Source organism: Rhodanobacter soli, assembly GCF_039523495.1.
GTDB classification, from domain to species: domain Bacteria; phylum Pseudomonadota; class Gammaproteobacteria; order Xanthomonadales; family Rhodanobacteraceae; genus Rhodanobacter; species Rhodanobacter soli.
In genome coordinates this window covers 187977-212782 of record NZ_BAAAFK010000002.1, presented here as the reverse complement: position 1 = coordinate 212782, position 24806 = coordinate 187977, and the positions used below count along the sequence as shown (strand labels likewise).

22 protein-coding genes are annotated in these 24806 nt (G+C 66.3%); 16 read left to right on the top strand and 6 right to left on the bottom strand.

Annotated elements, in window-relative coordinates:
* Together ABD024_RS16025 and ABD024_RS16020 are read left to right on the top strand one after the other, a co-directional pair.
* Positions 1-1317 (top strand): type II restriction endonuclease, encoded by a 1317-nt coding sequence (locus ABD024_RS16025; RefSeq protein WP_343855358.1) that lies wholly within the window; start codon positions 1-3, stop codon positions 1315-1317.
* A gap of 205 nt (positions 1318-1522) precedes the next feature.
* Positions 1523-2272 carry an HNH endonuclease gene (locus tag ABD024_RS16020; protein WP_343855357.1) on the top strand — a complete coding sequence of 250 codons (750 nt, stop codon included), beginning with the start codon at positions 1523-1525 and terminating at the stop codon, positions 2270-2272.
* A gap of 137 nt (positions 2273-2409) precedes the next feature.
* Here ABD024_RS16020 and groL read toward each other — a convergent pair whose 3' ends face one another.
* Positions 2410-4062, bottom strand: a complete 1653-nt coding sequence (groL, locus tag ABD024_RS16015; protein ID WP_343855353.1) for a chaperonin GroEL — start codon at positions 4060-4062, stop codon at positions 2410-2412.
* A gap of 131 nt (positions 4063-4193) precedes the next feature.
* A complete protein-coding gene (locus tag ABD024_RS16010; protein ID WP_007081521.1) occupies positions 4194-4487 on the bottom strand; it encodes a co-chaperone GroES in 294 nt (97 codons plus the stop codon).
* A gap of 282 nt (positions 4488-4769) precedes the next feature.
* On the opposite strand from ABD024_RS16010, the gene cutA reads away from it, so the two are divergent.
* The 11 genes from cutA (at position 4770) to ABD024_RS15955 (ending at position 15616) form a co-directional block, all read left to right on the top strand.
* Entirely contained in the window at positions 4770-5093 is a 324-nt protein-coding gene (gene cutA, locus ABD024_RS16005; RefSeq protein ID WP_343855352.1) for a divalent-cation tolerance protein CutA, read from the top strand.
* A gap of 114 nt (positions 5094-5207) precedes the next feature.
* A complete protein-coding gene (locus ABD024_RS16000; RefSeq protein WP_343855351.1) occupies positions 5208-7391 on the top strand; it encodes a protein-disulfide reductase DsbD family protein in 2184 nt (727 codons plus the stop codon).
* Entirely contained in the window at positions 7391-7930 is a 540-nt protein-coding gene (locus ABD024_RS15995) for a TlpA family protein disulfide reductase (RefSeq protein ID WP_343855350.1), read from the top strand. The genes ABD024_RS16000 and ABD024_RS15995 overlap by 1 nt, the downstream gene beginning before the upstream one ends.
* Before the next feature lie 143 nt (positions 7931-8073).
* Positions 8074-8526, top strand: a complete 453-nt coding sequence (aroQ, locus tag ABD024_RS15990) for a type II 3-dehydroquinate dehydratase (RefSeq protein WP_343855349.1) — start codon at positions 8074-8076, stop codon at positions 8524-8526.
* A 75-nt stretch (positions 8527-8601) separates the two neighbouring features.
* Positions 8602-9060 (top strand): acetyl-CoA carboxylase biotin carboxyl carrier protein, encoded by a 459-nt coding sequence (gene accB / locus ABD024_RS15985; protein ID WP_343855348.1) that lies wholly within the window; start codon positions 8602-8604, stop codon positions 9058-9060.
* 121 nt (positions 9061-9181) lie between these two features.
* Entirely contained in the window at positions 9182-10558 is a 1377-nt protein-coding gene (gene accC, locus ABD024_RS15980) for an acetyl-CoA carboxylase biotin carboxylase subunit (RefSeq protein ID WP_343855346.1), read from the top strand.
* Between the two features lie 61 nt (positions 10559-10619).
* On the top strand, positions 10620-11519 hold the full coding sequence (gene prmA / locus ABD024_RS15975) for a 50S ribosomal protein L11 methyltransferase (RefSeq protein ID WP_343855345.1): 900 nt from the start codon (positions 10620-10622) through the stop codon (positions 11517-11519).
* A 226-nt stretch (positions 11520-11745) separates the two neighbouring features.
* Entirely contained in the window at positions 11746-12609 is an 864-nt protein-coding gene (locus tag ABD024_RS15970) for a zinc-ribbon and DUF3426 domain-containing protein (RefSeq protein ID WP_343855344.1), read from the top strand.
* Positions 12610-12765: 156 nt separating this feature from the next.
* Entirely contained in the window at positions 12766-13089 is a 324-nt protein-coding gene (locus tag ABD024_RS15965) for a helix-turn-helix domain-containing protein (RefSeq protein WP_343855343.1), read from the top strand.
* A gap of 82 nt (positions 13090-13171) precedes the next feature.
* Positions 13172-14782 (top strand): bifunctional phosphoribosylaminoimidazolecarboxamide formyltransferase/IMP cyclohydrolase, encoded by a 1611-nt coding sequence (gene purH, locus ABD024_RS15960; RefSeq protein ID WP_343855342.1) that lies wholly within the window; start codon positions 13172-13174, stop codon positions 14780-14782.
* Between the two features lie 123 nt (positions 14783-14905).
* Positions 14906-15616: a glutathione S-transferase gene (locus tag ABD024_RS15955; RefSeq protein WP_343855341.1), complete on the top strand. Its 711-nt coding sequence runs from the start codon at positions 14906-14908 to the stop codon at positions 15614-15616.
* On the opposite strand, the gene ABD024_RS15950 is transcribed toward ABD024_RS15955, so the two are convergent.
* Positions 15613-16044, bottom strand: coding sequence for an EamA family transporter (locus ABD024_RS15950; protein WP_343855340.1), 432 nt, complete (start codon positions 16042-16044; stop codon positions 15613-15615). The genes ABD024_RS15955 and ABD024_RS15950 overlap by 4 nt on opposite strands.
* A 76-nt stretch (positions 16045-16120) precedes the next feature.
* The gene (locus ABD024_RS15945; protein ID WP_343855339.1) at positions 16121-16660 is read right to left on the bottom strand and encodes a DUF2782 domain-containing protein; all 540 of its coding nucleotides are present in this window, start codon (positions 16658-16660) and stop codon (positions 16121-16123) included.
* A 92-nt stretch (positions 16661-16752) separates the two neighbouring features.
* Here ABD024_RS15945 and polA point away from each other — a divergent pair, with 92 nt between their 5' ends.
* The 3 genes from polA (at position 16753) to uvrD (ending at position 22362) form a co-directional block, all read left to right on the top strand.
* A complete protein-coding gene (gene polA, locus ABD024_RS15940; RefSeq protein ID WP_343855338.1) occupies positions 16753-19533 on the top strand; it encodes a DNA polymerase I in 2781 nt (926 codons plus the stop codon).
* Between the two features lie 332 nt (positions 19534-19865).
* Positions 19866-20087, top strand: coding sequence for a hypothetical protein (locus ABD024_RS15935; protein WP_343855336.1), 222 nt, complete (start codon positions 19866-19868; stop codon positions 20085-20087).
* Between the two features lie 70 nt (positions 20088-20157).
* Positions 20158-22362, top strand: a complete 2205-nt coding sequence (gene uvrD / locus ABD024_RS15930; protein WP_343855335.1) for a DNA helicase II — start codon at positions 20158-20160, stop codon at positions 22360-22362.
* Between the two features lie 8 nt (positions 22363-22370).
* Here uvrD and ABD024_RS15925 read toward each other — a convergent pair whose 3' ends face one another.
* On the bottom strand, positions 22371-23627 hold the full coding sequence (locus ABD024_RS15925; protein WP_343855332.1) for a heme biosynthesis protein HemY: 1257 nt from the start codon (positions 23625-23627) through the stop codon (positions 22371-22373).
* The gene (locus tag ABD024_RS15920) at positions 23624-24775 is read right to left on the bottom strand and encodes a uroporphyrinogen-III C-methyltransferase (RefSeq protein WP_343855330.1); all 1152 of its coding nucleotides are present in this window, start codon (positions 24773-24775) and stop codon (positions 23624-23626) included. Before ABD024_RS15920 ends, ABD024_RS15925 begins: the two co-directional genes overlap by 4 nt.
* Positions 24776-24806 lie beyond the last annotated feature (31 nt).

Below are 24806 nucleotides of genomic sequence, written 5' to 3'. Positions count from 1 at the left end.
ATGGCGAATCGGCCATCATGGACTGACATTCGGAGTTGGGTTGCGAAAAGCTCTCGCATCCTGATCAAGAAACTGGCACGCAACGACTGCGGATGGGCGGACAACGCCAAGAACGGTCATCAGAATGGCGTATACGTCCCTCGCGAGATCAGGGAGGATGGATTTTTCCCGGAAGTCCGAAACACAAATCCCGACAAGCCGCACATCCTCGACACGCTTTTTGAAACCTTCTGGCCGTCAACAGGCGAAACAAAATTGTCGTCGTTGAAGCACTACACGAACAAGGGAACGGAGATGCAGTTCACTCGCGTACCGCGTGATGAATTCGCTGGACTCACACCGGCGTCCTGGCTTCTCGGTGGCACGTTGGATCATCCCGTCGGCGGAGCGCATCACTGGTTCATGGTGATTGATTCCGAGTCTGAGGAGGCTGAGCTGCTTGAGTCCATGTTTTCTCTGGACTCGGACTTTCACTTCGCACTCTTCGACCCTGACGCCCTGCCCGGCGAGCCGCTCGACGAAACCGAGCAACTCATTGAAGAACTCACTCGCGCGCTCCGGGAAGGGACGCTGGATCAGTTCATCAGGCGCACATCTGCGATGCCCGCTACCGAGGACTTCGCCCTGCAGGCTCAGGAATCGTGGCTTGTGGAGAACCACAAGGAAGCCATTGACCCATGGCTCATACCCAACCCTGGCGACGTGATCATGCGCATCAGTCGCGACATCGAGTACACCTTGTTCAAACGTGCCGAGGTGCGATTCCGCGCCGCGCAAGTGCTGCGAACCATCTCTGCGGGAACAGACTTGGCGAGCGCCGTCGTTCGAGGCTTTCCGGAACTTGACGCAACATTTCTGAGCGCCGCCCAAACGCGCAAGAGTCGCGCCGGGCGCTCCTTTGAGCACCATGTGGCACGGGTGTTCATGGACGGCAACGTTCGTTACGAGGAGCAGGTTATCCTCGGCAGTCGCCGACCGGACTTCGTGCTTCCAGACGTAATGACACTGAGATCTCAAACGCGACCTTTCGATGACGCAATGATTGTTTCATTGAAGACGACATTGCGAGAACGCTGGAAGCAACTGTCGCTGGAGCGAATCAATGGTGCGGTGTTTCTGGCCACTGTGGATGACCGGGTGACCGCCGATGCCATTTCTGACATGGCAGACAACGGCATTCACCTGTTGGTGCCTGAGTCGCTGAAGGCATCGAAGGAAACCTGCTATGCCAAGCTGGCGAACGTCATTACTTTTCGTGAATTCTTCGATGAAGAAATTGCCGATAAGCGGCCTCAACTCCGAAATAGTTTGATTTGATGCGAGTCACACCCGACACCCAGACATTAACCAAACAGCAATTTTCCGTCCCACAAATTCAGCGGCACTGTACGCTGCAACCTGCAGCAACGATCTGAGACCAGCTGATTGTCCATTTGCGCGCCGATCGGACGACCAGAATTGATTTCACCCAATCCTCATTGCCGTGGTTCAGAAACAACCAAACAGGGAGGTGCTTACGCCCATGACTATCGCGTGGAAAGACATCTTTGACGTGTTCGGCACAAAGCGGGTAACAAAAACGGACAAGAGCAAGAGCGCATACCTCCCGAACAAGGGTCAGCGAGCAGCCATCAAAGCCGCCGGCATCATTCCCGGGGCAACACGACCAGCCCCTGAGTTCGACGTTGTTATCCTGTTTGACCCAGACGTCAGGGTGATCAAGGCGTCTTACTACCACTCGAAAAGGTCAGCCAAGGCCAAGAAGCGCGCCCCTGAACCAAGAATGGGACATGGCATCATCAGCGACTGGTTGAGCCAAGGCGATCAAATCCTCATCGGTAACGTGGGCAGTCAGCTTTTTGCATTCAAGCTCCCATCAGCACCGGCTGCAGGTGACGACATCACTGTCGAGGTAGCGAGCAGAGCAAGCACCCAGACAGTGCTTGACCGTGCGAAGCGAGCGAAAGGCAAACCAGCCAGGAAATCGGTCACCCGGAATGATTTCGTCCGGAATCCCTATGTTGTCGTCGCTGCACTGCACCGCTCTGGCGGAAAGTGTGAGATGCCAGACTGTGGTCGAAGCCTGTTCTTCCGTGACAACGGCGCTCCGTACTTGGAAGTCCACCACATCGTGCCCTTGGCGGAAAATGGCGACGATACATTGGCAAACGCCGCGGCCATGTGCCCTCACTGCCATCGCGAACTCCATCTGGGGAAGAACCGCAAGTTGCTCAGAAAATCGCTCAAGGCTTACATAGCGACGCTACCTTAGTCAGTATTTGTTGCCCGCAACAAAAAACCCCGCCAAGGCGGGGTTTTTTGTGTCGCGGGCCCTTCGACTTCGCCGCTACGCGGCTACGCTCAGAACCTGCCCCGGACTTGATCCGGGGGCGAACGGCTTGGGCTGGATCAGAAATCCATGCCGCCCATGCCACCCATGCCGCCGCCCATGCCACCGCCGCCATGGCTGTGGCCTTCGTCCTTCTTCGGCAGTTCGGCAATGATCGCTTCGGTGGTGATCGCCAGACCGGCGACCGACGAGGCGTGCTGCAACGCGGTGCGGGTCACCTTGGTCGGATCCAGGATGCCCATCGCCACCATGTCACCGAACTCGCCGGTGGCGGCGTTGTAGCCGAAGTTGCCCTTGCCTTCCTTGACCTTGTTGAGGATCACGGACGGCTCTTCGCCGGCGTTGGAGACGATCGCGCGCAGCGGCGCTTCCAGCGCGCGGCGGGTGATCGCGATGCCCAGGTCCTGGTCGGTGTTGTCGCCCTTCAGGCCTTCGACCGCCTTCAGCGCGCGGATCAGCGCGACGCCGCCGCCCGGGACCACGCCCTCTTCGACGGCTGCGCGCGTGGCGTGCAGGGCGTCTTCGACGCGGGCCTTCTTTTCCTTCATCTCGATCTCGGTGCCGGCACCGACCTTGATCACCGCAACACCGCCGGCCAGCTTGGCCACGCGCTCCTGCAGCTTCTCCTTGTCGTAGTCCGACGAGGTCTCCTCAATCTGCGCCTTGACCTGCGCGATGCGCGACTGGATCTTCTCCGCCTCACCGGCACCGTCGATGATCGTGGTGTTTTCCTTGGTGATGACGATGCGCTTGGCGCGACCCAGATCGGCGATCGTGGTCTTCTCCAGCGACAGGCCGACTTCCTCGGACACGACCTGACCGTTGGTGAGGATCGCGATGTCTTCCAGGATCGCCTTGCGACGGTCGCCGAAGCCCGGCGCCTTGACGGCGGCGACCTTGACGATGCCGCGGATGGTGTTGACCACCAGGGTGGCCAGCGCCTCGCCCTCGACTTCCTCGGCGACGATCAGCAGCGGCTTGCCCGCCTTGGCGACGGCTTCCAGCACCGGCAGCAGCTCGCGCACGTTCGACACTTTCTTGTCGTGGATCAGGATGTACGGGTCATCCAGCTCGACCTGCTGGCTCTGCTGGTTGTTGATGAAGTACGGCGACAGGTAGCCGCGATCGAACTGCATGCCCTCGACCACGTCCAGCTCGTTCTCCAGACCCGAACCTTCCTCGACCGTGATCACGCCTTCCTTGCCGACTTTCTTCATCGCGGTGGCGATGATGTCGCCGATGTTGGCGTCGGCGTTGGCCGAGATCGTGCCGACCTGCGCGATTTCCTTGTCATTCGCGGTCGGGTTGGACATCTTCTTCAGCTCACCGACGGCGGCCGCGACGGCCTTGTCGATGCCGCGCTTCAGGTCCATCGGGTTGATGCCGGCAGCCACGGCCTTGAGGCCTTCCTGGATGAAGGCCTGCGCCAGCACGGTGGCAGTGGTGGTGCCGTCACCGGCGACGTCGGAGGTCTTGGAAGCGGCTTCCTTGACGATCTGCGCGCCGAGGTTCTCGTAACGGTCGGCCAGTTCGATCTCTTTTGCGACGGACACGCCGTCCTTGGTGATCGTCGGCGCGCCGAAGCTCTTCTCGAGCACGACGTTGCGGCCCTTCGGGCCGAGAGTGACCTTGACCGCATTGGCCAGGGTGTTCACGCCCTTGAGCATGCGGGCGCGGGCGTCTTCGCCGAATCGGACTTCTTTAGCTGCCATAAAATTTTTGCCTCAAAAATTTTGAATCAAGAATGGGGTTTGTTGTTGCGAAAGTGCTGCGGGAGGGAGCCGAAGGCGACTGGCGTGCGCGGTTTCTACTTTTCGCGCTCGTTTGCCCAAGCCCCAGCCCATCAGCCCTCAATCACGGCAACGATGTCGTCTTCCTTAAGAAACACCAGATCTTCGCCGTCGATCTTGATTTCCTGGCCGGCGTACTTGCCGAACAGCACGGTGTCACCGGCCTTCAACGACATCGGGCGCACCTTGCCGTCGGCCATGATCAGGCCGGTGCCGGCGGCGACGACCTTGCCGCGGGTCGGCTTTTCGGTGGCGCTGTCGGGGATGACGATGCCGCCGGCGGAGACGCGCTCTTCTTCGAGACGCTTGACGATGACGCGATCGTGCAACGGACGCAGTGTGCTCATGGATGACTCCAGCTGACTATTGAGGTGGGACAAGGCTTTCAAGACCCCGATCGGTCGTCTTGTTAGCACTCAAGGTAAACGAGTGCCAATTTTAGCGGTACAGAACCCCGCTGCAACAACTTTGGACCGGGAACGAACAGCTTATTGGGTGGCCGAGCGCCTGTTTCAAGGGCCGCGGACACTGCAGCTTCCGCCCGCTCGGTCGACACAGGGCTGGTGATCCCGGCAGCGGGAAGCGCCCGCCGTGCAAAAGCGGGCCTCGTGCGCGTTAGGCTTGCCGGCATGCCCGACACCATTCTGCTCTGCTATTGCAGCTGCCCCGACACCGCCAGCGCCCGGCGCATCGCCGAAACGCTGGTGAGCGAGCACATGGCCGCCTGCGTCAATCGCGTAGCGGGAATCAGCTCGACCTATCGCTGGCAAGGCGCGGTGACCACCGACAGCGAGGAACTGCTGCTGATCAAGACCACCGCCGCATGCTTCGACACGCTGAGGGCCCGAGTGCTGGAACTGCACCCCTACGACCTGCCGGAGCTGATCGCGGTACCGGTGGAACGCGGCCACGAAGCCTACCTGGACTGGGTCCGCGCCAACGCGCACGTCTGACGGCAACGCCGCGGCGCCGGCGCGGCGTAATGAAGCAAGGCCGCGGCCCCGATGCCGAGACTGGGCCATAATGCCAACTTCCCTGTCCCCCGGGTTTTCGCCGCTGGAGTCGTGATGCGACCGTTGTCTACCGGCCGGATGGCCGTTCGCCTGCTTGTCTGGCTGAGCCTGCTGCTTGGTGCGCTGCCGGTGTTCGCCCAGGACACCGCCGACCTGCTGCCGGTGACCGAGGCGTACAAGCTGAGTGCCGACACTTCCGCGCCGGGCGTGCTGAAGCTGCACTGGACGATCGCGCCGGACTACTACCTCTACCGCGGCCGCATGAAGTTCAAGGGCGGCGACGGCGTCACCTTGGGCGAGGCGCAACTGCCCGACGGCGAGAAGCACCACGACGAATACCTCGGCGACGTGGAGACCTACCACCACGGCGTCGACGCCAGCATCCCGTACACCGTCGCCACCGGCACCACGCGGCTGCAATTGAGCGTGCAGTACCAGGGTTGCCACGAGGTCGACCCGAAGATCTGCTACCCGCCACATACCGAGAAGCTGGACCTGCCGTTGCCGGCCAACGCCGGTGCCACAGTGACGCCGGCGGCCGGCAACGCACTGGGCGCGGCGCTGAACCGGCTCGGCAGCAACACGGTCACCGCCACGATCGGCGCACCGCTGCCGGCCGAGCAGGCATTCCGCTTCGAGGCGCTGGCGCAGGGTCCGCAGCAGTTGCTGCTGCGCTGGACGATGCCGAAGGGTTACTACCTGTATCGCGACCAGACCACGCTGACGCTCAAGGATGCCGCCGGCCTCACGCTGAAACCCGCGTGGCCGGCCGGCACCGCGCATCACGACGAACACTACGGCGACGTCACCGTGTACTTCGACCAGGTCGAGCTGCCGGTGACGCTGGAAGGCGATCTGGCCGGCCGCAGACAGCTCACCCTGCAGGCAAGCTTCCAGGGTTGCCAGGACGGCGGCCTGTGCTATCCGCTGATGACGCGCGCGGTGGATATCGACCTGGGCAGCGATGCCGTGACGTCCGGCGCCGCGGCGCCGGAACTGCCGCCGGCCGATCTCGCCGGCGGTCCGCTGCGGGTCAGCCTGATCGCCGCGTTGCTGCTCGCGCTGGGCGGTGGCCTGGTGCTGAACCTGATGCCATGCGTGCTGCCGGTGCTGTCGATCAAGGCGGTCAGCGTGCTGGAGAGCGGCGAGAGCCGCGCCACGGCGCGTCGGCATGCCTTGTTCTATACCGCCGGCGTGCTGTGCAGCTTCACCGCGCTGGGGCTGGGCATCCTCGCCCTGCGCGCGGCCGGGCATGCGCTGGGCTGGGGTTCGCAGCTGCAGCAGCCGTTGCTGGTCGGCGCGCTGGCCTGCGTGATGCTGGCGGTCGGCCTGTCGATGTCCGGCGTGGTGCAGTTTGGCGCCTCGCTGGGCAATACCGGCGCCGGCCTCGCCGCACGCTCCGGTCCGGCCGGCGACTTCTTCACCGGCGTGCTGGCGGTGGTGGTGGCCAGCCCGTGCACGGCGCCGTTCATGGGCAGCGCGCTGGCGTATGCGTTCGCCGCGCCGATGCTGTCCGCGCTGCTGGTGTTCCTGGCGCTGGGCGTCGGACTGGCGCTGCCGTTTCTGCTGATCGGCTTCGTACCGGCGCTGGCGCGCCTGCTGCCGAAACCGGGGCGCTGGATGGAAACGCTGAAGCAGGTGCTGGCGTTCCCGATGTATCTCACCGCGGCGTGGCTGGTGTGGGTGCTGGCGAACCAGCGCGGCGCCGACGCGGTCGGCCTGGTGCTGGTGGCGATGGTGCTGCTGGCGATGACGCTGTGGTGGTTCGAGCGCAGCCGCTCGCGCGGCACGTCCAGCAAGATTGCCGTGATGGTGCTGGCGCTCGCCACCCTGGTGCCGATGTACCTGCTCGCCCACGTGCCGCCGCCGTCGAGTACGGCCGTGGCCGAGGAAGGCGTGGTTGCCTACAGCCCGGAAAAACTCGCCGAACTGCGCGCGGCTGGCACGCCGGTTTTTGTCGACATGACCGCCGACTGGTGCGTCACCTGCAAGGCGAACGAGCACGCGGTGCTGGACACGCAGGCGTTCCGCGACCTGCTGCAGCGCACCGGCGCGGTCTACATGAAGGGTGACTGGACCGACGTCAACCCGGCCATCAGCGCGTTCCTGCAGCAATACCATTCGCCCGGCGTGCCGTTGTACGTGGTGTTCCCGAGGAACGGCGGCCCCGGCAAACAATTGTCCACCGTGCTGACCCGCTCGATCGTCGAGCAGGCGCTGACGGAAGCGGCGCGCTGATGCTGAGCCGCAGCAACTGGCTGATTCTCGGCCTGGCGGTGCTGGCCGCTGCGCTCGGCGGCTATGCGCAACATCACGGTCGGTCACCGGCACCTGCGGAACCGGCCCTGATCGGCCAGCCGCTGCCGGCAATCAGCCTGCCAGACCTCGACGGCAAGCCACACCTGTTGAGCGACTATCGTGGCCGCCGGGTGCTGATGAATTTCTGGGCCAGCTGGTGCGTACCCTGCCTGGCCGAGATGCCGGCGCTGACCTTGGCACAGGAAAAGTTCGGCGAACATGCGCCGATCGTGGTCGGTATTGCGATGGACGAGCCCGCTCACGTTCGGGCATTTTTAGCCGCACATCCAGTGAATTACCCGATCTTGATCGGCCAGATGAGCCCGCCAAGCACGTCGTTGCAGTTGGGCAATATCCATCAGGTTCTCCCCTATAGCGTGCTGATCGGTGCCGATGGGCGCATTTTGGCGACACATGCCGGTCCACTGTCTGCGGCGCAGCTGAAACAGTGGCTGGCGCCGGGGCACGAGCAGCGCTAACTCAGCGTCGACATACGCTTACGCACGGAAACCCGGCACTTCTCCGTCAAACATCGCCGATCTGCGGCGAACTGGACAAGATTCCCGACTGCGCGCACACTGCGCCGGGTTCCGGGACCTCCGGACGTTGGCTGGACGGTTTCGTGGCGAAGATCCTGGTCCTGCATGGACCCAACCTCAACCTGCTGGGTGCACGCGAGCCGCAGATCTACGGCCGCGAGACGCTGGCCGACATCAACCAGCAGCTGGCCGAGCGGGCGCAGGCGGCGGGGCACGAGTTGGTCTGGTTCCAGTCCAATGCCGAGCACGAGCTGGTCGGACGCATCCATCAGGGCCGCGACGACCGCACCGCGATGATCCTGTGCAATGCCGGCGCGTTCACCCACACCAGCATCGCGCTGCGCGACGCGTTCGCCGCGACGGCGATCCCGTTTATCGAAGTGCACCTGTCGAACGTGTTCGCCCGCGAGCCGTTCCGCCATCACTCGTACCTGTCCGACATCGCGCTCGGCGTGATCTGCGGCTTCGGCGGCGACAGTTACCGGCTGGCGCTGGACGCGGCGCTGCAACGGTTGCAGGCAAGCACCGCGCCCTGACGCCTCCGGCCGCGCGGCCACCCCATTCACCCCCGGCCACCCAAGCGGTGGCACGACTGACCAAAGGCTGATCCGATGGATTTGCGCAAAATCAAGAAGCTGATCGACTTGCTCGAGGAATCCAACCTCGCCGAACTGGAAATCAAGGAGGGCGAGGAAGTCGTCCGCCTGTCGCGCGTACCGAAGAGCACCGCGCCGGTCGCCGCTGCACCGGCGGCCCCGATCGCCGTGGCCGCCGCCCCGGTCGCTGCTGCGCCCGCGGCCGTCGTCGAGGCGCCCGTCGCGAATGCGCTGCCGGCAGGCCACGTGGTGAAGGCGCCGATGGTCGGCACCTTCTACGCCTCGGCCACCCCTGGCACGCCGGCCTTCGTCAAGGTCGGCCAGCAGGTCAAGGCTGGCGAGACGCTGGGCATCATCGAGGCGATGAAGATGTTCAACCAGATCGAGGCCGACGTGGCCGGCACCGTGCAGGCCATCCTGGTCGAGAACGGCCAGCCGGTGGAATTCGACGAACCCATGTTCGTGATTGCCTGATGATTGAGCGGGAACGGGGAACGGGGAACGGGGAACGAAAAAGCCAGGAGCTGCGGTATCGCGCTTTTGATCTTTCCGCTCCCCGTTCCCCGTTCCCCGTTCCCCGCTCCTTGGAGCTCCCATGCTAGAAAAAGTCGTTATCGCCAACCGCGGCGAAATCGCGCTGCGTGTCTTGCGCGCCTGCCACAGTCTGGGCATCAAGACCGTGGCGGTGCACTCCACCGTGGATCGCAACCTGAAGCACGTCGGCCTCGCCGACGAGTCGATCTGCATCGGCCCCGGGCCGTCGACCGACAGCTACCTCAACATTCCGCGGATCATCGCGGCGGCCGAGATCACCGACGCCCAGGCGATCCACCCCGGCTACGGCTTCCTGTCCGAGCGCGCCGACTTCGCCGAGCAGGTGGAGCAGTCCGGCTTCGTCTTCATCGGCCCCACTGCCGATGTGATCCGCCTGATGGGCGACAAGGTCGAGGCGATCCGCGCGATGAAGGCGGCGGGGGTGCCGTGCGTGCCCGGTTCCGGCGGCCCGCTGGGCGAGGACGTCGACACCAATATCAAGATCGCCCGCGAGATCGGCTACCCGGTGATCATCAAGGCCGCCGGCGGCGGCGGCGGCCGCGGCATGCGCGTGGTGCGCACCGAAGCGCACCTGGGCAATGCCATCACCATGACCAAGGCCGAGGCCAAGGCCGCGTTCGGCAACGAACAGGTGTACATGGAGAAGTTCCTGGAGAATCCGCGCCACGTGGAAATCCAGGTGCTCGCCGACGGCCAGGGCAACGCGATCCATCTCGGCGAACGCGACTGCTCGATGCAGCGCCGCCACCAGAAAGTGGTCGAGGAAGCGCCGGCGCCGGGCATCACACCCGAGCAGCGCGCGGCAATCGGCAAGGTCTGCGTCGACGCCTGCCTGCGCATCAACTACCGCGGCGCCGGCACGTTCGAGTTCCTGTACGAGAACGGCCGCTTCTACTTCATCGAGATGAACACCCGCATCCAGGTCGAGCACCCGGTGACCGAGTGGATCACCGGCGTCGACCTGGTGCGCGAGCAGTTGCTGATCGCCGGCGGCGAGAAGCTCACGCTCAGGCAGGAAGACATCGTCATCCACGGTCACGCGATCGAGTGCCGCATCAACGCCGAGGACCCGGACACCTTCATGCCCAGCCCCGGTACGGTGAAGCGCTTCGAGGCGCCCGGCGGCCCCGGCGTGCGCGTGGACACGCACCTGTACGATGGCTACCGCATCCCGCCGAACTACGATTCGATGATCGGCAAGCTGATCGTGCACGGCCCCGACCGCGAAACCGCGATCGCGCGCATGCGCCTGGCGCTGGCCGAGACGGTGATCGAAGGCGTCAAGTGCAACATCCCGCTGCAGCAGCGGATCATGGCCGATGCCGGTTTCCACCATGGCGGCCAGAACATCCACTACCTCGAGAAGCGGATGGCCGAACAGAAAGAAAAAAGTGCGGCAACGAGTGGGGAGCAGTGAGAAACGAGCAAGCGCGTCACCCACACCGTATTTCTCACTCCTCATCACTCACTTCTCGCCCATGCCTTTTCTCGAACTCTCCCTGATCGTCCGCACCGAGCAGCAGCCCGGGGCGGAGGAAGCGCTGGACGATCTCGGCGCGCTGTCGATCACCTTGCAGGACGCCAATGCACAGACGCCGGACGAGCAGGCGATCTTCGAACCGGGCGTGGGCGAGCTGCCGTTGTGGCCGACGATCACGCTGCACGCGCTGTTCGACGAGCACGCCGACCGGCGCGGCCTCAGCGCCGCGCTGGGCGAGCTGTTGCCATGGCTGGAACCCGACCAGCTGAGCTTCGCCGAGATCGCCGACCAGGACTGGGAGCGCGCGTGGATGGACCAGTTCAAGCCGATGCCGTTCGGCCGTCGGCTGTGGATCTATCCGTGGAACATCGAGCCTCCCGTCGACGATGACCTCGTGGTGGTGCGCCTCGATCCCGGTCTCGCCTTCGGCAGCGGCACCCATCCCACGACCGCGCTGTGCCTGGAATGGCTGGACGGCCTCGAGCTTGCCGGCAAGACCATCACCGATTACGGCTGCGGCTCGGGCATCCTGGCGATCGCCGCGCTGAAGCTTGGCGCCGCCAGTGCGGTCGGCGTCGACAACGACCCGCAGGCACTGACCGCGTCGGCGGACAACGCCGAACGCAACGGCGTGGCCGACCGGCTCGCGCTGTTCCTGCCGGAGGACGTCGACGCCCCGGCAGCCGACGTATTCATCGCCAACATCCTCGCTGGCCCGCTCGGCGAGCTGGCGCCCACTTTCGCCGCGGCGGCGAACCCCGGGGCGCCGTTCGCGATCTCCGGCATCCTCGCCGGCCAGCAGGACGAACTGCTGCAGCGCTACGCCGAATGGTTCGACGAGTTGCGCGTGGACAGCCGCGAGGACTGGGTGCGCATCAGCGGGCGTCGCCGCAGCTGAGAGGCTGTGACATAACAGCCTCTCAGCCCGGCCAGGGATGGCCGGAGCGCGAAGCAGACACGCAAGTGTCTGTTTCGCGGGAGCGAGTACGGACATGCGCCGGACTCGCGACTGAATAAATCCACAGGATGTGGATTTATTCACAAGCTCTGAGGCCACCGGCCCGCCGGTTTGCCGGCGCGATCACCCTGCTAAGCTTGCCGGACACCGATTCAAAGCGGCCTGCATGTACACACAATGCCCCGAATGCCTGTCCGTGTTTTCGCTGGATGCGCAGACGCTAGCGAAAGCGCACGGCCATGTCGTGTGCGGACATTGCGAGGCCAGCTTCGACAGCCTCGCCACGCTGGCCGAACAGCTGCCGCCGGAACCGTTCGCCGAACTGCCGATCAACGAGCCCGCGTTCGAACCGCCACTGCTCGACCTGGTGGTCTATCGGCCGCGGCCCGATCCGCCGGCGGTGGTTGTCGCCCACGAGATGGTGACGGCGGCCACTCCCAGGCCCGCCATCGAGGACTTCTCGCAGCTGGTCTTCGCGCCGCGTTTTGCCCGCGAGCCACAGACACGCCAGCACAAACGATCGACCCGACGCGAGCGGCGGCGGCACCTGCAATCATCCGGCGAACAGCGCTGGCCGTGGGTCGTGGCGTGCCTGCTGCTCGCGCTGCTGCTCGTCGTCCAGCTGGCCTGGGCCAAGCGCGACGACCTGATCCGCCATCCCGCCGTGGGCGGCTGGCTGCGCGGCAGCTGTGCCGTGCTCGGCTGCGAGCTGCCGCGCGTCGCCGCGCCGCAGCAACTGCGCCTGCTGGCCAGCAACGTGCAGGCGCATCCCAGCGTCGCCGGCGCGCTGATGATCAGCGCCAGCGTGCGCAACGACGCCACGTTCGCGCAGCCCTGGCCGGTGCTGACGATCACCTTGTCGAACGCACAGGGCCAGCGCATCGCGATGCGCCGACTGCAGCCGACCGAGTACCTGGACGACGATGCGATCCTGCGCCATGGCCTGGCGCCTGGCGGCAGCGCCGTGCTGCTGCTGGAAGTGGAGGACCCGGGCGACAAGGCGGTGGCGTTCGAGATCGGTTTCGAATAACGACGCCCCCGGTACTTAAAATTATCCGTCCACGCGGGTAGACTCGACCCCTCGCGCTGACATGCCGGACGGCATGCGATACACGCCGCGACCTGCAAGATCAGTCATAACCATGAGCAGCGGCCCATGCAGTCGTCGCTTCGTACGTGAGGGAAAATGTCCGTGAATGCCGTAAGACTGCCTGCTGCCGAGGCCGCAAAACAGACCTCGTCGCAGAGCGCGGGTTCGCCTGGCGCCGGCTCCCAAGGCCAGAGCGCGCTGGGCGAATGCGTCACCCGCACGGTGCGCCGCTACCTTGCCGACATCGGCGACACCGAATGCGCCGAGGGTCTGCATGCACTGGTGCTGCGCGAAGTCGAAGTGCCGTTGCTGCGCGAGGTGCTGGCGTTCCATGACGGCAACCAGAGCCGCGCTGCCAGCGCGCTGGGCATTAACCGCGCCACCTTGCGCAAGAAGCTGGCTGCGCACGGCCTGCTGTAACCCACCCCCGCGCATCCGTACGAAAGCCGCTCACCATCCGGGCGGCTATAATGAGCGGCTTTCCCCTTCTGGAAACCCGCTCATGTCCGCTCCCCAGCTCGTCCCGGTCCGTCGTGCCCTGCTCAGCGTCTCCGACAAGGCCGGCTTGATCGATCTGGGCCGGCGCCTCGCCGCCAGGGGCATCGAGCTGCTCTCCACCGGCGGCAGCGCGAAGGCACTGCGCGAGGCCGGCATCGCGGTCACCGAGGTCAGCGACCTCACCGGTTTTCCCGAGATCATGGACGGCCGCGTGAAGACGCTGCATCCGAAAGTGCACGGCGGCCTGCTCGGCCGCCGCGGCATCGACGACAAGGTGATGGCCGAACTCGGCATCGCGCCGATCGACCTGCTGGTGCTGAATCTGTATCCGTTCGAAGCCACCGTGGCGAAACCCGGTTGCACGCTGGAGCAGGCGATCGAGAACATCGACATCGGCGGCCCGGCGATGCTGCGCTCGGCGGCGAAGAACTGGAGCGACGTCGGCGTACTCACCTCGCCGGATCAATACGCCGATGCGCTGGCCGAGATCGAACAGCACGGCGGCCTCACCCGTGCGACGCGCTTCAAGCTCGCCGTGGCCGCGTTCAACAACGTATCCAGTTACGACGGCGCGATCAGCGACTACCTGTCGGGGCTGCAACTCAACGATGCACAGGATGCGATCGCCGGCCACGCCACCTTCCCGGGCCAGGTCAACGGCCGCTTCGTGAAGCTGATGGACCTGCGCTACGGCGAGAACCCGCACCAGCAGGCGGCGTTCTACCGCGACCTGTACCCGGCGCCGGGCACGCTGGCCACCTTCCGCCAGTTGCAGGGCAAGGAGCTGTCGTTCAACAACATCGCCGACGCCGACGCGGCATGGGAGTGCGTGCGCAGCTTCAAGAAGCCGGCTTGCGTGATCGTCAAGCACGCCAACCCGTGCGGCGTGGCGGTGAGCCTGGACGGCATCGGCATGGCGTACGACCTGGCCTTCCAGACCGATCCCACCTCCGCGTTCGGCGGCATCATCGCGTTCAACCGCGAGGTCGATGGCGCCACCGCGCGCGCGATCGTCGAGCGCCAGTTCGTCGAGGTGGTGCTGGCGCCGGGCTATGCGGACGACGCGCTGAAGGCGTTCCACAAGAAGGGCAACGTGCGCGTGCTGGTCATCCCGCTGCCGACCGACGGCAACCTGCTGGCCGCGCACCCCGGCAACAGTTCCAAGCGCGTGGGTTCGGGCCTGCTGATCCAGAGCGCCGATACCGGCATGATCACGGCCGACGACCTCAAGGTGGTCACCCGCCGCGCGCCCACCGAGGCGCAGATCCACGACCTGATCTTCGCCTGGAAGGTGGCCAAGTTCGTCAAGTCCAACGCCATCGTCTACGCCCACAACCGCCAGACCATCGGCATCGGCGCGGGCCAGATGAGCCGCGTGTACAGCGCGAAGATCGCCGGCATCAAGGCGGCCGACGAGAAGCTCGAGGTGCGCGGCTCGGTGATGGCCAGCGATGCGTTCTTCCCGTTCCGCGACGGCATCGATGCGGCCGCCGAAGCAGGCATCAGCGCGGTGATCCAGCCCGGCGGCTCGATGCGCGACGCCGAAGTGATCGCCGCCGCCGACGAGCACGACATGGCGATGGTGTTCACCGGGATGCGCCACTTCCGGCATTGAGCCCCGCCACGTAGCGCAGTGCTCTTCGTCCCATGATGGAAAGCGGTCGCGCACTGGGTGCGCTCCTACACGTCCCGTAGAAGTCGCACGTGCCAGCATCAAGTCGAGTCCGGGGAAACGGCCATGCATTACGAGCTGTATTACTGGACCGGCATCCAGGGCCGCGGCGAATTCGTGCGGCTGGCGCTGGAAGATGCCGGCGCCGACTACGACGACGTGGCGCGCATACAGGGCGACGACGCCATCGTGCGTTACCTCGATGGCGTCCACGAAGGCGCGTTGCCGTTCGCGCCACCGTTCCTCAAGGCCGGCCGGCTGCTGATCGCACAAACCGCGAACATCCTGCAGTACCTCGGCCCGCCGCTCGGCCTGGTGCCGGAGAGCGAGAGCCGGCGCTTGTATGCGCACCAGCTGCAGCTGACCCTCGGCGATCTCGTCGCCGAGGTACATGACTCGCACCACCCGATCGCCGCCAGCCTGTACTACGAGGACCAACGCGTCGAGGCGCGGCGTCGTGCAGCCGACCTGCGCGAGACGCGGCTGCCGAAGTACCTGGACTATTTCGAGCAGGTGCTGGAGCGCGGCGGCGGCCAGCATGCCCTGCACGGACACTCCTACGTCGACCTTTCGCTGTTCCAGCTGATGAGTGGGCTGGAGTACGCGTTTCCGCATGCCATGCAGCGCCTCGGGCACAAGCTGCCACTGCTGCATGCGCTGAAACAACGGGTGGCGCAACGACCGCGCGTCGCCGCCTACCTCGCGTCGCCGCGGCGCCTGCCGTTCAACGAGAGCGGCATCTTCCGCCACTATCCGGAACTGGACGACCCGGCCTAGAACAGCGCGATCACCATCGCGCCGGCCACGATCAGCGCGCCGCCGACCAGCAGCGGCCAGCTCGGCTGTTCGCCCAGGAACAGCAGACCCAGCACGATCGCCAGCGCCACGCTGAGCTTGTCGATCGGCGCCACCTTGCTCACCGGCCCCAGCTGCAGCGCGCGGTAGTAGCACAGCCACGACAGCCCGGTGGCGATGCCGGACAACACCAGGAACAGCCAGCTGTGCAGCGGCAACCCGGTGGGCTTGGCCCACTCGTTGCGCAGGCTGAGGATGCCGGCGGTGACGACCAGGATCACGACGGTGCGGATGAAGGTGGCGAGGTTGGAATTGATGCCGACCACGCCGAGCTTGCCGAACAACGCGGTCAGCGCCGCGAACAGCGCCGAACCCAACGCAAACAGCAGCCAGCTTTCACGCAGTTGCATCGCGCCGCCCTCCGCGTGGATACCGGCTTGGCGTCGTCAGCGCAGCCGGCGCCGGCAACGCGGTTCAGTGCCCGACTCAGTGGCCGCCGTCGGCCGCCGGAGTCGTCTCGTTCGATCCCGCGGCCGGCGGCCGGCTCTTGCCCCACTCCAGCACCTTGTACATCACCGGTCCCACCGGCTTCATGCCGTGCTCGTCGACCAGCCGGCCCTGCGGATCGACCATGTAGGTCTGCGCGATGCCGCTCTTCGGGGTGATCACCACCATGTAGACGCGACCGCTGCGGCTGTATTCCTGGATGCTGTTGTCACCCTCCTGGCGAATCCGCACTTCCGGTGGCGGCTGGTTGCGACCGCTCTGCACGCTGCCTTCATCATGCATCGCCGGCAGTGTCTGCGGCTTCAGGTTCAGCGGTTGACTGGATGAAGACGGCGCGGCGTGGGCCGACCGATGTGTGGCCGCCGGCCTGGTGGCCGGCTTGGCCGGCGGTTCCACCGCTTGCACGCCCGGGTCGTTGATCCCGGGCGGCGGCGGTACGCTCGTCGACGGAACGGACTGCGCCAACACACTCGACGTAAACAGGACGCTGGCGACAACCAGCAAGGCAGCGGTTTTCATGGCAGCAACCTCGTTCGGGGAGGGCAGCATAACAGCGCCTTTGCCGGGCTTTCGTGAAGCGCGACGTTTCGCCGTGCATGCGAGAATGAGGAATGGCCAAACTCATCCTGATCGACGGCTCCTCCTACCTGTACCGCGCGTTCCACGCGCTGCCGCCGCTGAGCAACGCCCGCGGTGAACCCACCGGCGCGCTGTTCGGCGTGGTCAACATGCTGCGCGCCACGCTGAAGGCCCGGCCGGATTACCTGGCCTTCGTCAGCGACGCCCCCGGCCCTACCTTCCGCGACGCGTTGTACGCCCAGTACAAGGCGAACCGGCCGCCGATGCCGGACGACCTGCGTTCCCAAGTCGAACCGATGCTGGCGATCGTCGGCGCCTTGGGCTTCCCGATCCTGCGCGTGCCCGGCGTCGAGGCCGACGACGTGATCGGCACGCTCGCCCTGCAGGCGCAGGCGCTCGGCATCGAGGTGGAGGTTTCCACCAGCGACAAGGACATGGCCCAGCTGGTCGGTTCGCACGTCACCCTGGTCAACACCATGACCAGCACGGTGATGGACCGGGACGGCGTGAAGGAAAAATTCGGCGTGATGCCGCAGCAGATCATCGACTTCCTCGCCCTCACCGGCGACGCCATCGACAACATTCCCGGCGTACCCAAGTGCGGCCCGAAGACCGCCGCCAAGTGGCTGGCCGAATACGCCACGCTGGACGGCGTGATCGCGAACGCCGACAAGATCGGCGGCAAGATCGGCGAGAGCCTGCGCGCCACGCTGGCGCAACTGCCGCTGTCGCGCCAGCTGGCGACGATCAAGACCGACGTCCCGCTGGAGTTCCGCCCCACCGAGCTGACCCGGCGCGATGCCGACACCACGCTGCTGCGCGAGTTGTATACGCGTTATGAGTTCAAGGCCGCGCTGAAGGACCTCGATGCCGCCGAGCCGGGATGCGGGATGAGCGGCCTTGCGGCTGTGGGAAACCGGGATGCGGGATCCGCAACACCGCCCGCCACGGCTGTTTCGTCCGCGCGCGTCGCTACCGCCGATGCGCCTGCGGCGGCGCTGTCGACTCCCGGCGAATACGAGCTGATCACCACCCAGTCGCAGCTCGACGCGTGGCTGGAAAAACTGCGCAGCGCCGAACTGATCGCGTTCGACACCGAGACCACCAGCATCGACGCGATGCGCGCGGACATCGTCGGCATCAGCTTCGCGGTGGAGGCGGGCAAGGCCTGCTACATCCCGCTCGGCCATGATTATCCCGGCGCACCGAAGCAGCTCGACCGTGACGCCGTGCTCGCCGCGCTGAAGCCCATCCTCGAGGATCCAACCCGGCCCAAGCTCGGCCAGCACGCGAAATACGACATCAACATCCTGTCCAACTACGGCATCGTAGTGCAGGGCCTGAAGCACGACTCGATGCTGGAATCCTACGTGTGGAACGCCACCGCCACGCGCCACGACATGGACTCGCTGGCGAAGAAATACCTCGGCTACGAGACGGTCAGGTACGAGCAGGTCGCCGGCAAGGGCGCGAAGCAGATTTCCTTTTCGCAGGTGGATCTGGACACCGCCTGCCGCTACGCCGCCGAGGATTCGGACATCACCCTGCGCCTGCACCGGGCGCTGTGGCCCAAGCTCGCGAGCGTGCCGGCCCTACGCAAGGTCTACGAGGACATCGAGATTCCGCTGGTGCCGGTGCTGGCCGCGATGGAGCAGCGCGGCGTGCTGATCGACGGCGATGAGCTGCGCCGGCAAAGCCAGCAACTGGGCAAGCGCATGCTGGAACTGCAGCAGCAGTCGTATGCGCTGGCCGGGCGCGAGTTCAACCTCGATTCGCCCAAGCAGCTGCAGGCAGTGCTGTTCGACGAGCTTGGCCTGCAGGCAAGACTGAAGACGCCGACCGGCCAGCCATCGACCAACGAGGAGGCACTGGAAGCGATCGCCGACAGCCACGAACTACCGCGGCTGATCCTCGACTACCGCGGCCTGGCCAAGTTGCGTTCCACCTACACCGACAAGCTGTCCGGCATCGTCAACCCGCGCACCGGTCGCGTGCACACCAGCTATCACCAGGGCTCGGTGGCCACCGGGCGGATCTCCTCGTCCGATCCGAACCTGCAGAACATCCCGGTACGCACCGAGGAAGGCCGGCGCATCCGCCAGGCGTTTATCGCGCCGCCGGGCTGGCAGGTGCTGGCGGCGGACTATTCGCAGATCGAGTTGCGCATCATGGCGCACCTGTCCGGCGACGAAGGCCTGCTCAAGGCATTCCACGAAGGCGGCGACGTGCACCGCGCCACCGCCGCCGAGGTATTCGGGCTGAAGCCCGAGGAGGTCAGCGCCAACCAGCGCCGCGCCGCCAAGGCGATCAACTTCGGCCTGATGTACGGCATGAGCGCGTTCGGCCTGGCGCGCCAGCTCGGCGTCGACCGCGGCGAAGCCAGCGACTACATGGCGCGCTACTTCGCCCGCTATCCCGGCGTGCATGCGTTCATGGAAGCGACCCGCGAACGCGCCCACCGCGACGGCTACGTCGAGACCATCTTCGGTCGCCGGCTGTACCTCGAGAACCTCACCTCGCGCAACCAGGGCCTGCGCCAGGGCGCCGAGCGCGCCGCGGTGAACGCGCCGATGCAAGGCAGCGCCGCCGACATCATCAAGCGCGCGATGATCGCGGTGGCGGCATGGCTGAAGGATCGCGACGACGCCCACATGCTGATGCAGGTGCACGACGAACTGGTGTTCGAGGTGCGCGCCGACGCGGTCGACGCGGTGCGCGCCGCGGTGGTCGAACGGATGTCCGGCGCCGCGGAACTGGCGGTGCCGCTGCTGGTCGATGTGGGTGTGGGCGCGAACTGGGACGAGGCGCATTGAACGCAAGTCGGGGGAATACCCTCTGCGCAACAACGACTTGTTGGTTAACTTTTCATGAGAATGAATCGTCTTTAAATTTCTTTGGAAATCGTGCAACTTTCTCCGCCAATCACGCACTAACAGTACGGATGCACGCAACGGCATCCGCGGCGAGCTCACCTCCCTGAGCCGCCACAGGCGCGAACCTCTCCCCTGGGTCTTCGCGTCTGTCCCCGCCCCGGAGGCTCCCCCTAGCCTCCGGGGCTTTTTTTGCCCGCTATCCGCGCGGCCTGTACATTCCATGCACGACGGCACCCGGCATACTCGATCCACATTCACCGAGGGGAACATCCATGCGCGCAGGACTTTTCATCGCCGGCATCATCCTGCTGGTCGCCGGCATCTGGGTCATTGCAGGCAATGGCAGCTACAAGCAGACCGAGACCCTGGCCCAGCTGGGTTCGGCCAAGATCGAAGCCACCCACACCAAGGCCGTGCCCCAGTGGATCGGCATCGCCGGCATCGTGGTCGGCGGCCTGCTGATCGTCGGCGGCATCGCCAGCAAGAAACGCTGAGCAGCATCCGCCGCTCCGAAAACCGCCGCTTCCGCGGCGGTTTTCGTCTGCGCCCACTACAATGGGCGCGATGGATGTCTCGTACCTGATCGACCCGCTCAACGAAGCCCAGCGCGAAGCCGTTTGCGCTCCCCCCGGCCACTACCTGGTGCTGGCCGGCGCCGGCTCGGGCAAAACCCGTGTACTGACCCACCGCATCGGCTGGCTGACCCAGGCCGAGCGCGTGCCGCCGTGGGCGATCCTCGCCGTCACCTTCACCAACAAGGCCGCCGGCGAGATGCGCGCGCGGCTGGAGGCGCTGATTCCCGGCGGCACCCAGGGCCTCACCGTCGGTACTTTCCACGGCATCGCGCATCGCCTGCTGCGCCGGCACTGGCGCGAAGCGGGGCTGCCGGAAACCTTCCAGATCCTCGACTCCGACGACCAGCTGCGGCTGGTCAAGCGTGTGGTCGCCGGGCTGGGTCTGGACGACGCGAAGTATCCGCCGCGCCAGGCCTGCTGGCAGATCAACAGCTGGAAGGACGAGGGCAAGCGGCCGGATGGCATCGAGCATCGCGACCATCCGGTCACGCACACCTTCGTGAACATCTACAAGGCCTACGAAGACGCCTGCCGCCGCGCCGGCCTGGTCGACTTCGGTGAGTTGCTGCTGCGCGCGCACGAGCTGTGGCTGAAGAACCCGGCCGTGCTGGAGCACTACCAGCAGCGCTGGCGGCACCTGCTGATCGACGAATTCCAGGACACCAACACGCTGCAGTACGCGTGGATCCGCGTGCTCGCCGGCGCCACCGGGAAAGTCTTCGCCGTCGGCGATGACGACCAGTCGATCTACGGCTGGCGCGGCGCCAAGGTGGAGAACATGGCGCAGTTCCTGCGCGACTTCCCCGGCGCGCGCACGATCAAGCTGGAACAGAACTACCGCTCCACCTCGACCATCCTGAAAGCCGCCAACAGCGTGATCCAGCGCAACGGCAGCCGTCTCGGCAAAGAGTTGTGGACGGCCGGCGACGACGGCGAACGCATCGCGCTGTACGCCGCCTACAACGAGCAGGACGAGGCGCGCTTCGTGATCGAGCGCATCCGCGAATACATCGACGAGCACGGTCAGGCGAAGGATTGCGCGATCCTGTATCGCTCGAACGCGCAGTCGCGCAACTTCGAGGAACAGCTGGCCCAGCGCAACATCAAGTACCGCGTCTACGGTGGCCAGCGCTTCTTCGAACGCGCCGAAGTCAAGGACGCGCTGGCCTACCTGCGGCTCACCGCGAACCGCCACGACGACGCCGCGTTCGAGCGCGCGGTGAACACCCCGCCGCGCGGCATTGGCGACCGCACGCTGGACGCGCTGCGCCGCCGTGCGCGCGGCGAGAACATCTCGATGTGGGAAGCGGTGCTCGCCGAACTGAGCGGCGGCAGCGAGCTGGCCGGGCGCGCGAAGAATGCAGTGAAGGCGTTTCTCGGCATGATCGACACGATGGCCCACACCTTCCAGCCGTCCACACCCGATGGCGAAAAGGGCGCGCTCACCCTCGCCGAACAGATCGACCACGCGATCACCCACACCGGCCTGCGCGACTTCTACGAAAAAGACTCGCGCGGCAACGCCGAGTCGCGGGTGGAGAACCTGGACGAACTGGTCAACGTGGCCAGCCGCTTCGAGCGTACCGCCGAAGACATCGACGCTGGCCTCAATGAGTTGTCCGCGTTCCTGTCGCACGCCACCCTGGAAGCCGGCGAGAACCAGGGCGAGGCGTGGGACGACTGCGTGCAGCTGATGACCTTGCACTCGGCCAAGGGGCTGGAGTTTCCGGTGGTGTTCCTGGTCGGCATGGAGGAAGGCCTGTTCCCCAGCCAGCGCTCGGTCGACGACGAGGGCCGGCTGGAAGAGGAACGCCGGCTCGCCTACGTCGGCATCACACGCGCCCGCGAGAAACTCGTCGTCACGCATGCCGAATCGCGCCGCATGCACGGCGCCGAGATGCTGGCCCGGCCGTCGCGCTTCCTCGGCGAGATGCCGGCCGAACTGATCGACGAAGTGCGTCCGCGCGTCCACGTCACCCGTCCGCTGTACGCCGGTCGGCCGCGCGAGATCTCGCCGTCGCTGGAGGAATCGCTGCCGGTGAAACTCGGCCAGCGTGTCAGCCATCCCAGCTTCGGCGAAGGCGTGGTGATCAGCGCCGAAGGCAGCGGCGCGCACACCCGCCTGCAGGTGAACTTCGAAGCTGCCGGCAGCAAGTGGCTGGTCGCGGCGTACGCGAACCTGACCCCGCTGTAGCAGGCAACCTATTCGCGCAGGCGCGGCACGCCGTGCACGTCACGTTCCTCGATCGCGATCGGCTGCGTGTCGGGTTGCAGGGGGCTGGCCGTCTGCGCCAGCGGGGTGACCGCGTCGCCGCGAGCGGATGCCAGCGCGTTGCGATAGCAGCGCTGCGCCTGTTCCGCATCGCCCTGGCCGGCGAACGCATCGCCCAGGGCTTCCCAGGCGGCGCTGCCCGGCGCCAGCGCCAGCGAGCGCTGCAGATACTGCCGCGCCTTGCCCCACAGTTTCAGCCGCACGCACATGCGCCCGAGCGTGAGCAGCAGGTTCGCGTCGTTCGGGTGCGCATCGAGCCAGCCTTCGGCGCGGCGCAGGCGCGCCTCGACGTCGTCGCCGGCCAGGGTGCCGTAGGTTTCAATCAGCAATGGCGACCACTCGCGGCGCAGCGCGGATTCCACTTCGTCCATCGCCGGCAGGGTCAGTCCGAACGCGGCTGCGCGGCGGGCGTAGGCGTCGATCACTGCGGGCACGCGACGTTGCGTCTTCGGCAGCTGCGACCACAGCGCGTTGAGGCTGGCGCCGTCCGCGGCGGCATGAATGGTGGCGGCCAGCACTTGTGCTTCCAGCGCGGCATAGGCGCGGTTGCCCAGCGCGCCGCTTTTCTGCAACGGCGCCAGGGCTTCGCGCGCGCGCCGGATATCGCCATTCGCCATGGCCGCCTGCACCAGTTCGCGCCAACCGCCCGGTGTCAGCGTGCCCTTGTCGGCTTCCGGCACCAGCAGCGCCAGCGCTTCGGCCGACTTGCCTTCGCGGCGCAGCACGCGGGCGCGCAGCACGCGGGCCGCCTGCGGTGCGGATTGCGCGGCCTGGTCCAGCGCCTCCAGCGCACGGCCATGTTCGCCGCGGCGCGAAGCCGCCTCGGCCGCGGCCAGCAGGGCCGGGCCGCGCAGACTGTCCAGCCGCGAGGCGCGGTTGAGGTCGCGCTCGGCGTCGCCGTGGCGGCCTTCCATCAGGGCGATCAGGCCGTCACCAAGACGCTGCTGACTGAGCCGCCGGTGCCGCCGCGAGAACGCGCCGAACGGCCAGCGCGCCAGCCGCCACAACACGGCGAGTAGCGCCCACGCCAGCAGCAGGATGACCAGCGCCGCGACCACCGTGGTTTCCACCCGCCAGCCGCGCAGGCGCAGCAACACGTAACCGGGATCTTCAGCCACCCAGTGCCAGCCGAACGCGGCCAGCGCGGCGGCGACCACCAGCAACCCGATCCCGTACCAGAGCCTCATGGCCGGGCCTCGCCCGTCACCGCGGAACCGGCCGGCGCGGGACTAAACGCATGCACCGCGCGCAAGTTGCGCAGTTCGGTCAGCGCGGCACCCAGCTGCACCGGCGCGTTCGCCGGCAACTGGCGGGCGAGTTGCTTCAAGGCCGCGCGCACCTGCTGCACTGCCGGCGCACTGCCATCGAACTGGCTGGCCAGCGCTGCATCCACTCGCTGCAGCGCGGCCGCATAGCCCTTGCTGTCATAGGCCAGCAACGCAGCCTGCGCCTGGGCCAGGTCGAGCGCGGCCAGCTCGCGTGCGAAACGTGCATCGGCGACCGCCAGCGGCGCGCCGTTGTCGCGCTGCACGCTGACCACGCCGGCCAGCGCGCGGCGAATGCGCGACCACGCATCGGTGGCCGCGGCGGTATGGCTGTCGAGCGGCTTCAACGGCAGGCCGGCCAGATCGCCGCGCAACGCCACCAGCTGCTGCAACGCATCGGCCTGGCTGGCCGGCTGGCTCTTGACCAGCGCTTCGCGCTCGGCGTTGACGCTTTGACGCAGGCCGCTGAAGGCGCCGTCGTTGACCGCGGCCAGGGTCTGGTCGGCCAGCGCATATGCGGCAGCCGCGCCCTGCGCATCATGGAACAATGTGTAGCGTTCGCCGGCCATGCGCAGCAGCGATTCGGTCTCGTCCAGCAACATGCCGTCGCGGCCGCTCCGGCTCTTCTCGGCGAGCTTGGCCACCGCGTCCTCAAGATGGCGCGTGCGCTCGGCCTGGCCGAGCAGTTCCTCGCGCAGCGAACGGTTGACCTGGGCCGCATCGTCCAGCCGCTGGTTCAGGCTGCTGCGCTGGTCGCCCAGGGTGATCAGCGTGGTTTCCAGCGTGGCCACGCGCTGCTGCAGGCTGGCGACACTCCGGTTGTCGGCGGCGCTGCCCTGCTCCTGCTGCCACTGGCGCCAGCCGATGTAACCGGAAGCACCCACCGCGATCAGCGCCAGCAGCACCGCCAGCGCCAGGCTGCCGCCGCCGCGCGGACGCGGCGCGGGCCGCGCGGCGGCGGTGCGGGTCGCGCGCACCGACGGTTCGATCAGCACCGCATCGGGCGCAGCGGGATCGGGACGGGCGCCCTCGGGCGCGGTGGACGCGTTCGGCTTGTCTACGTTGCTCATGCACGCATGCTAGCAGCCCATACGGCCGCGT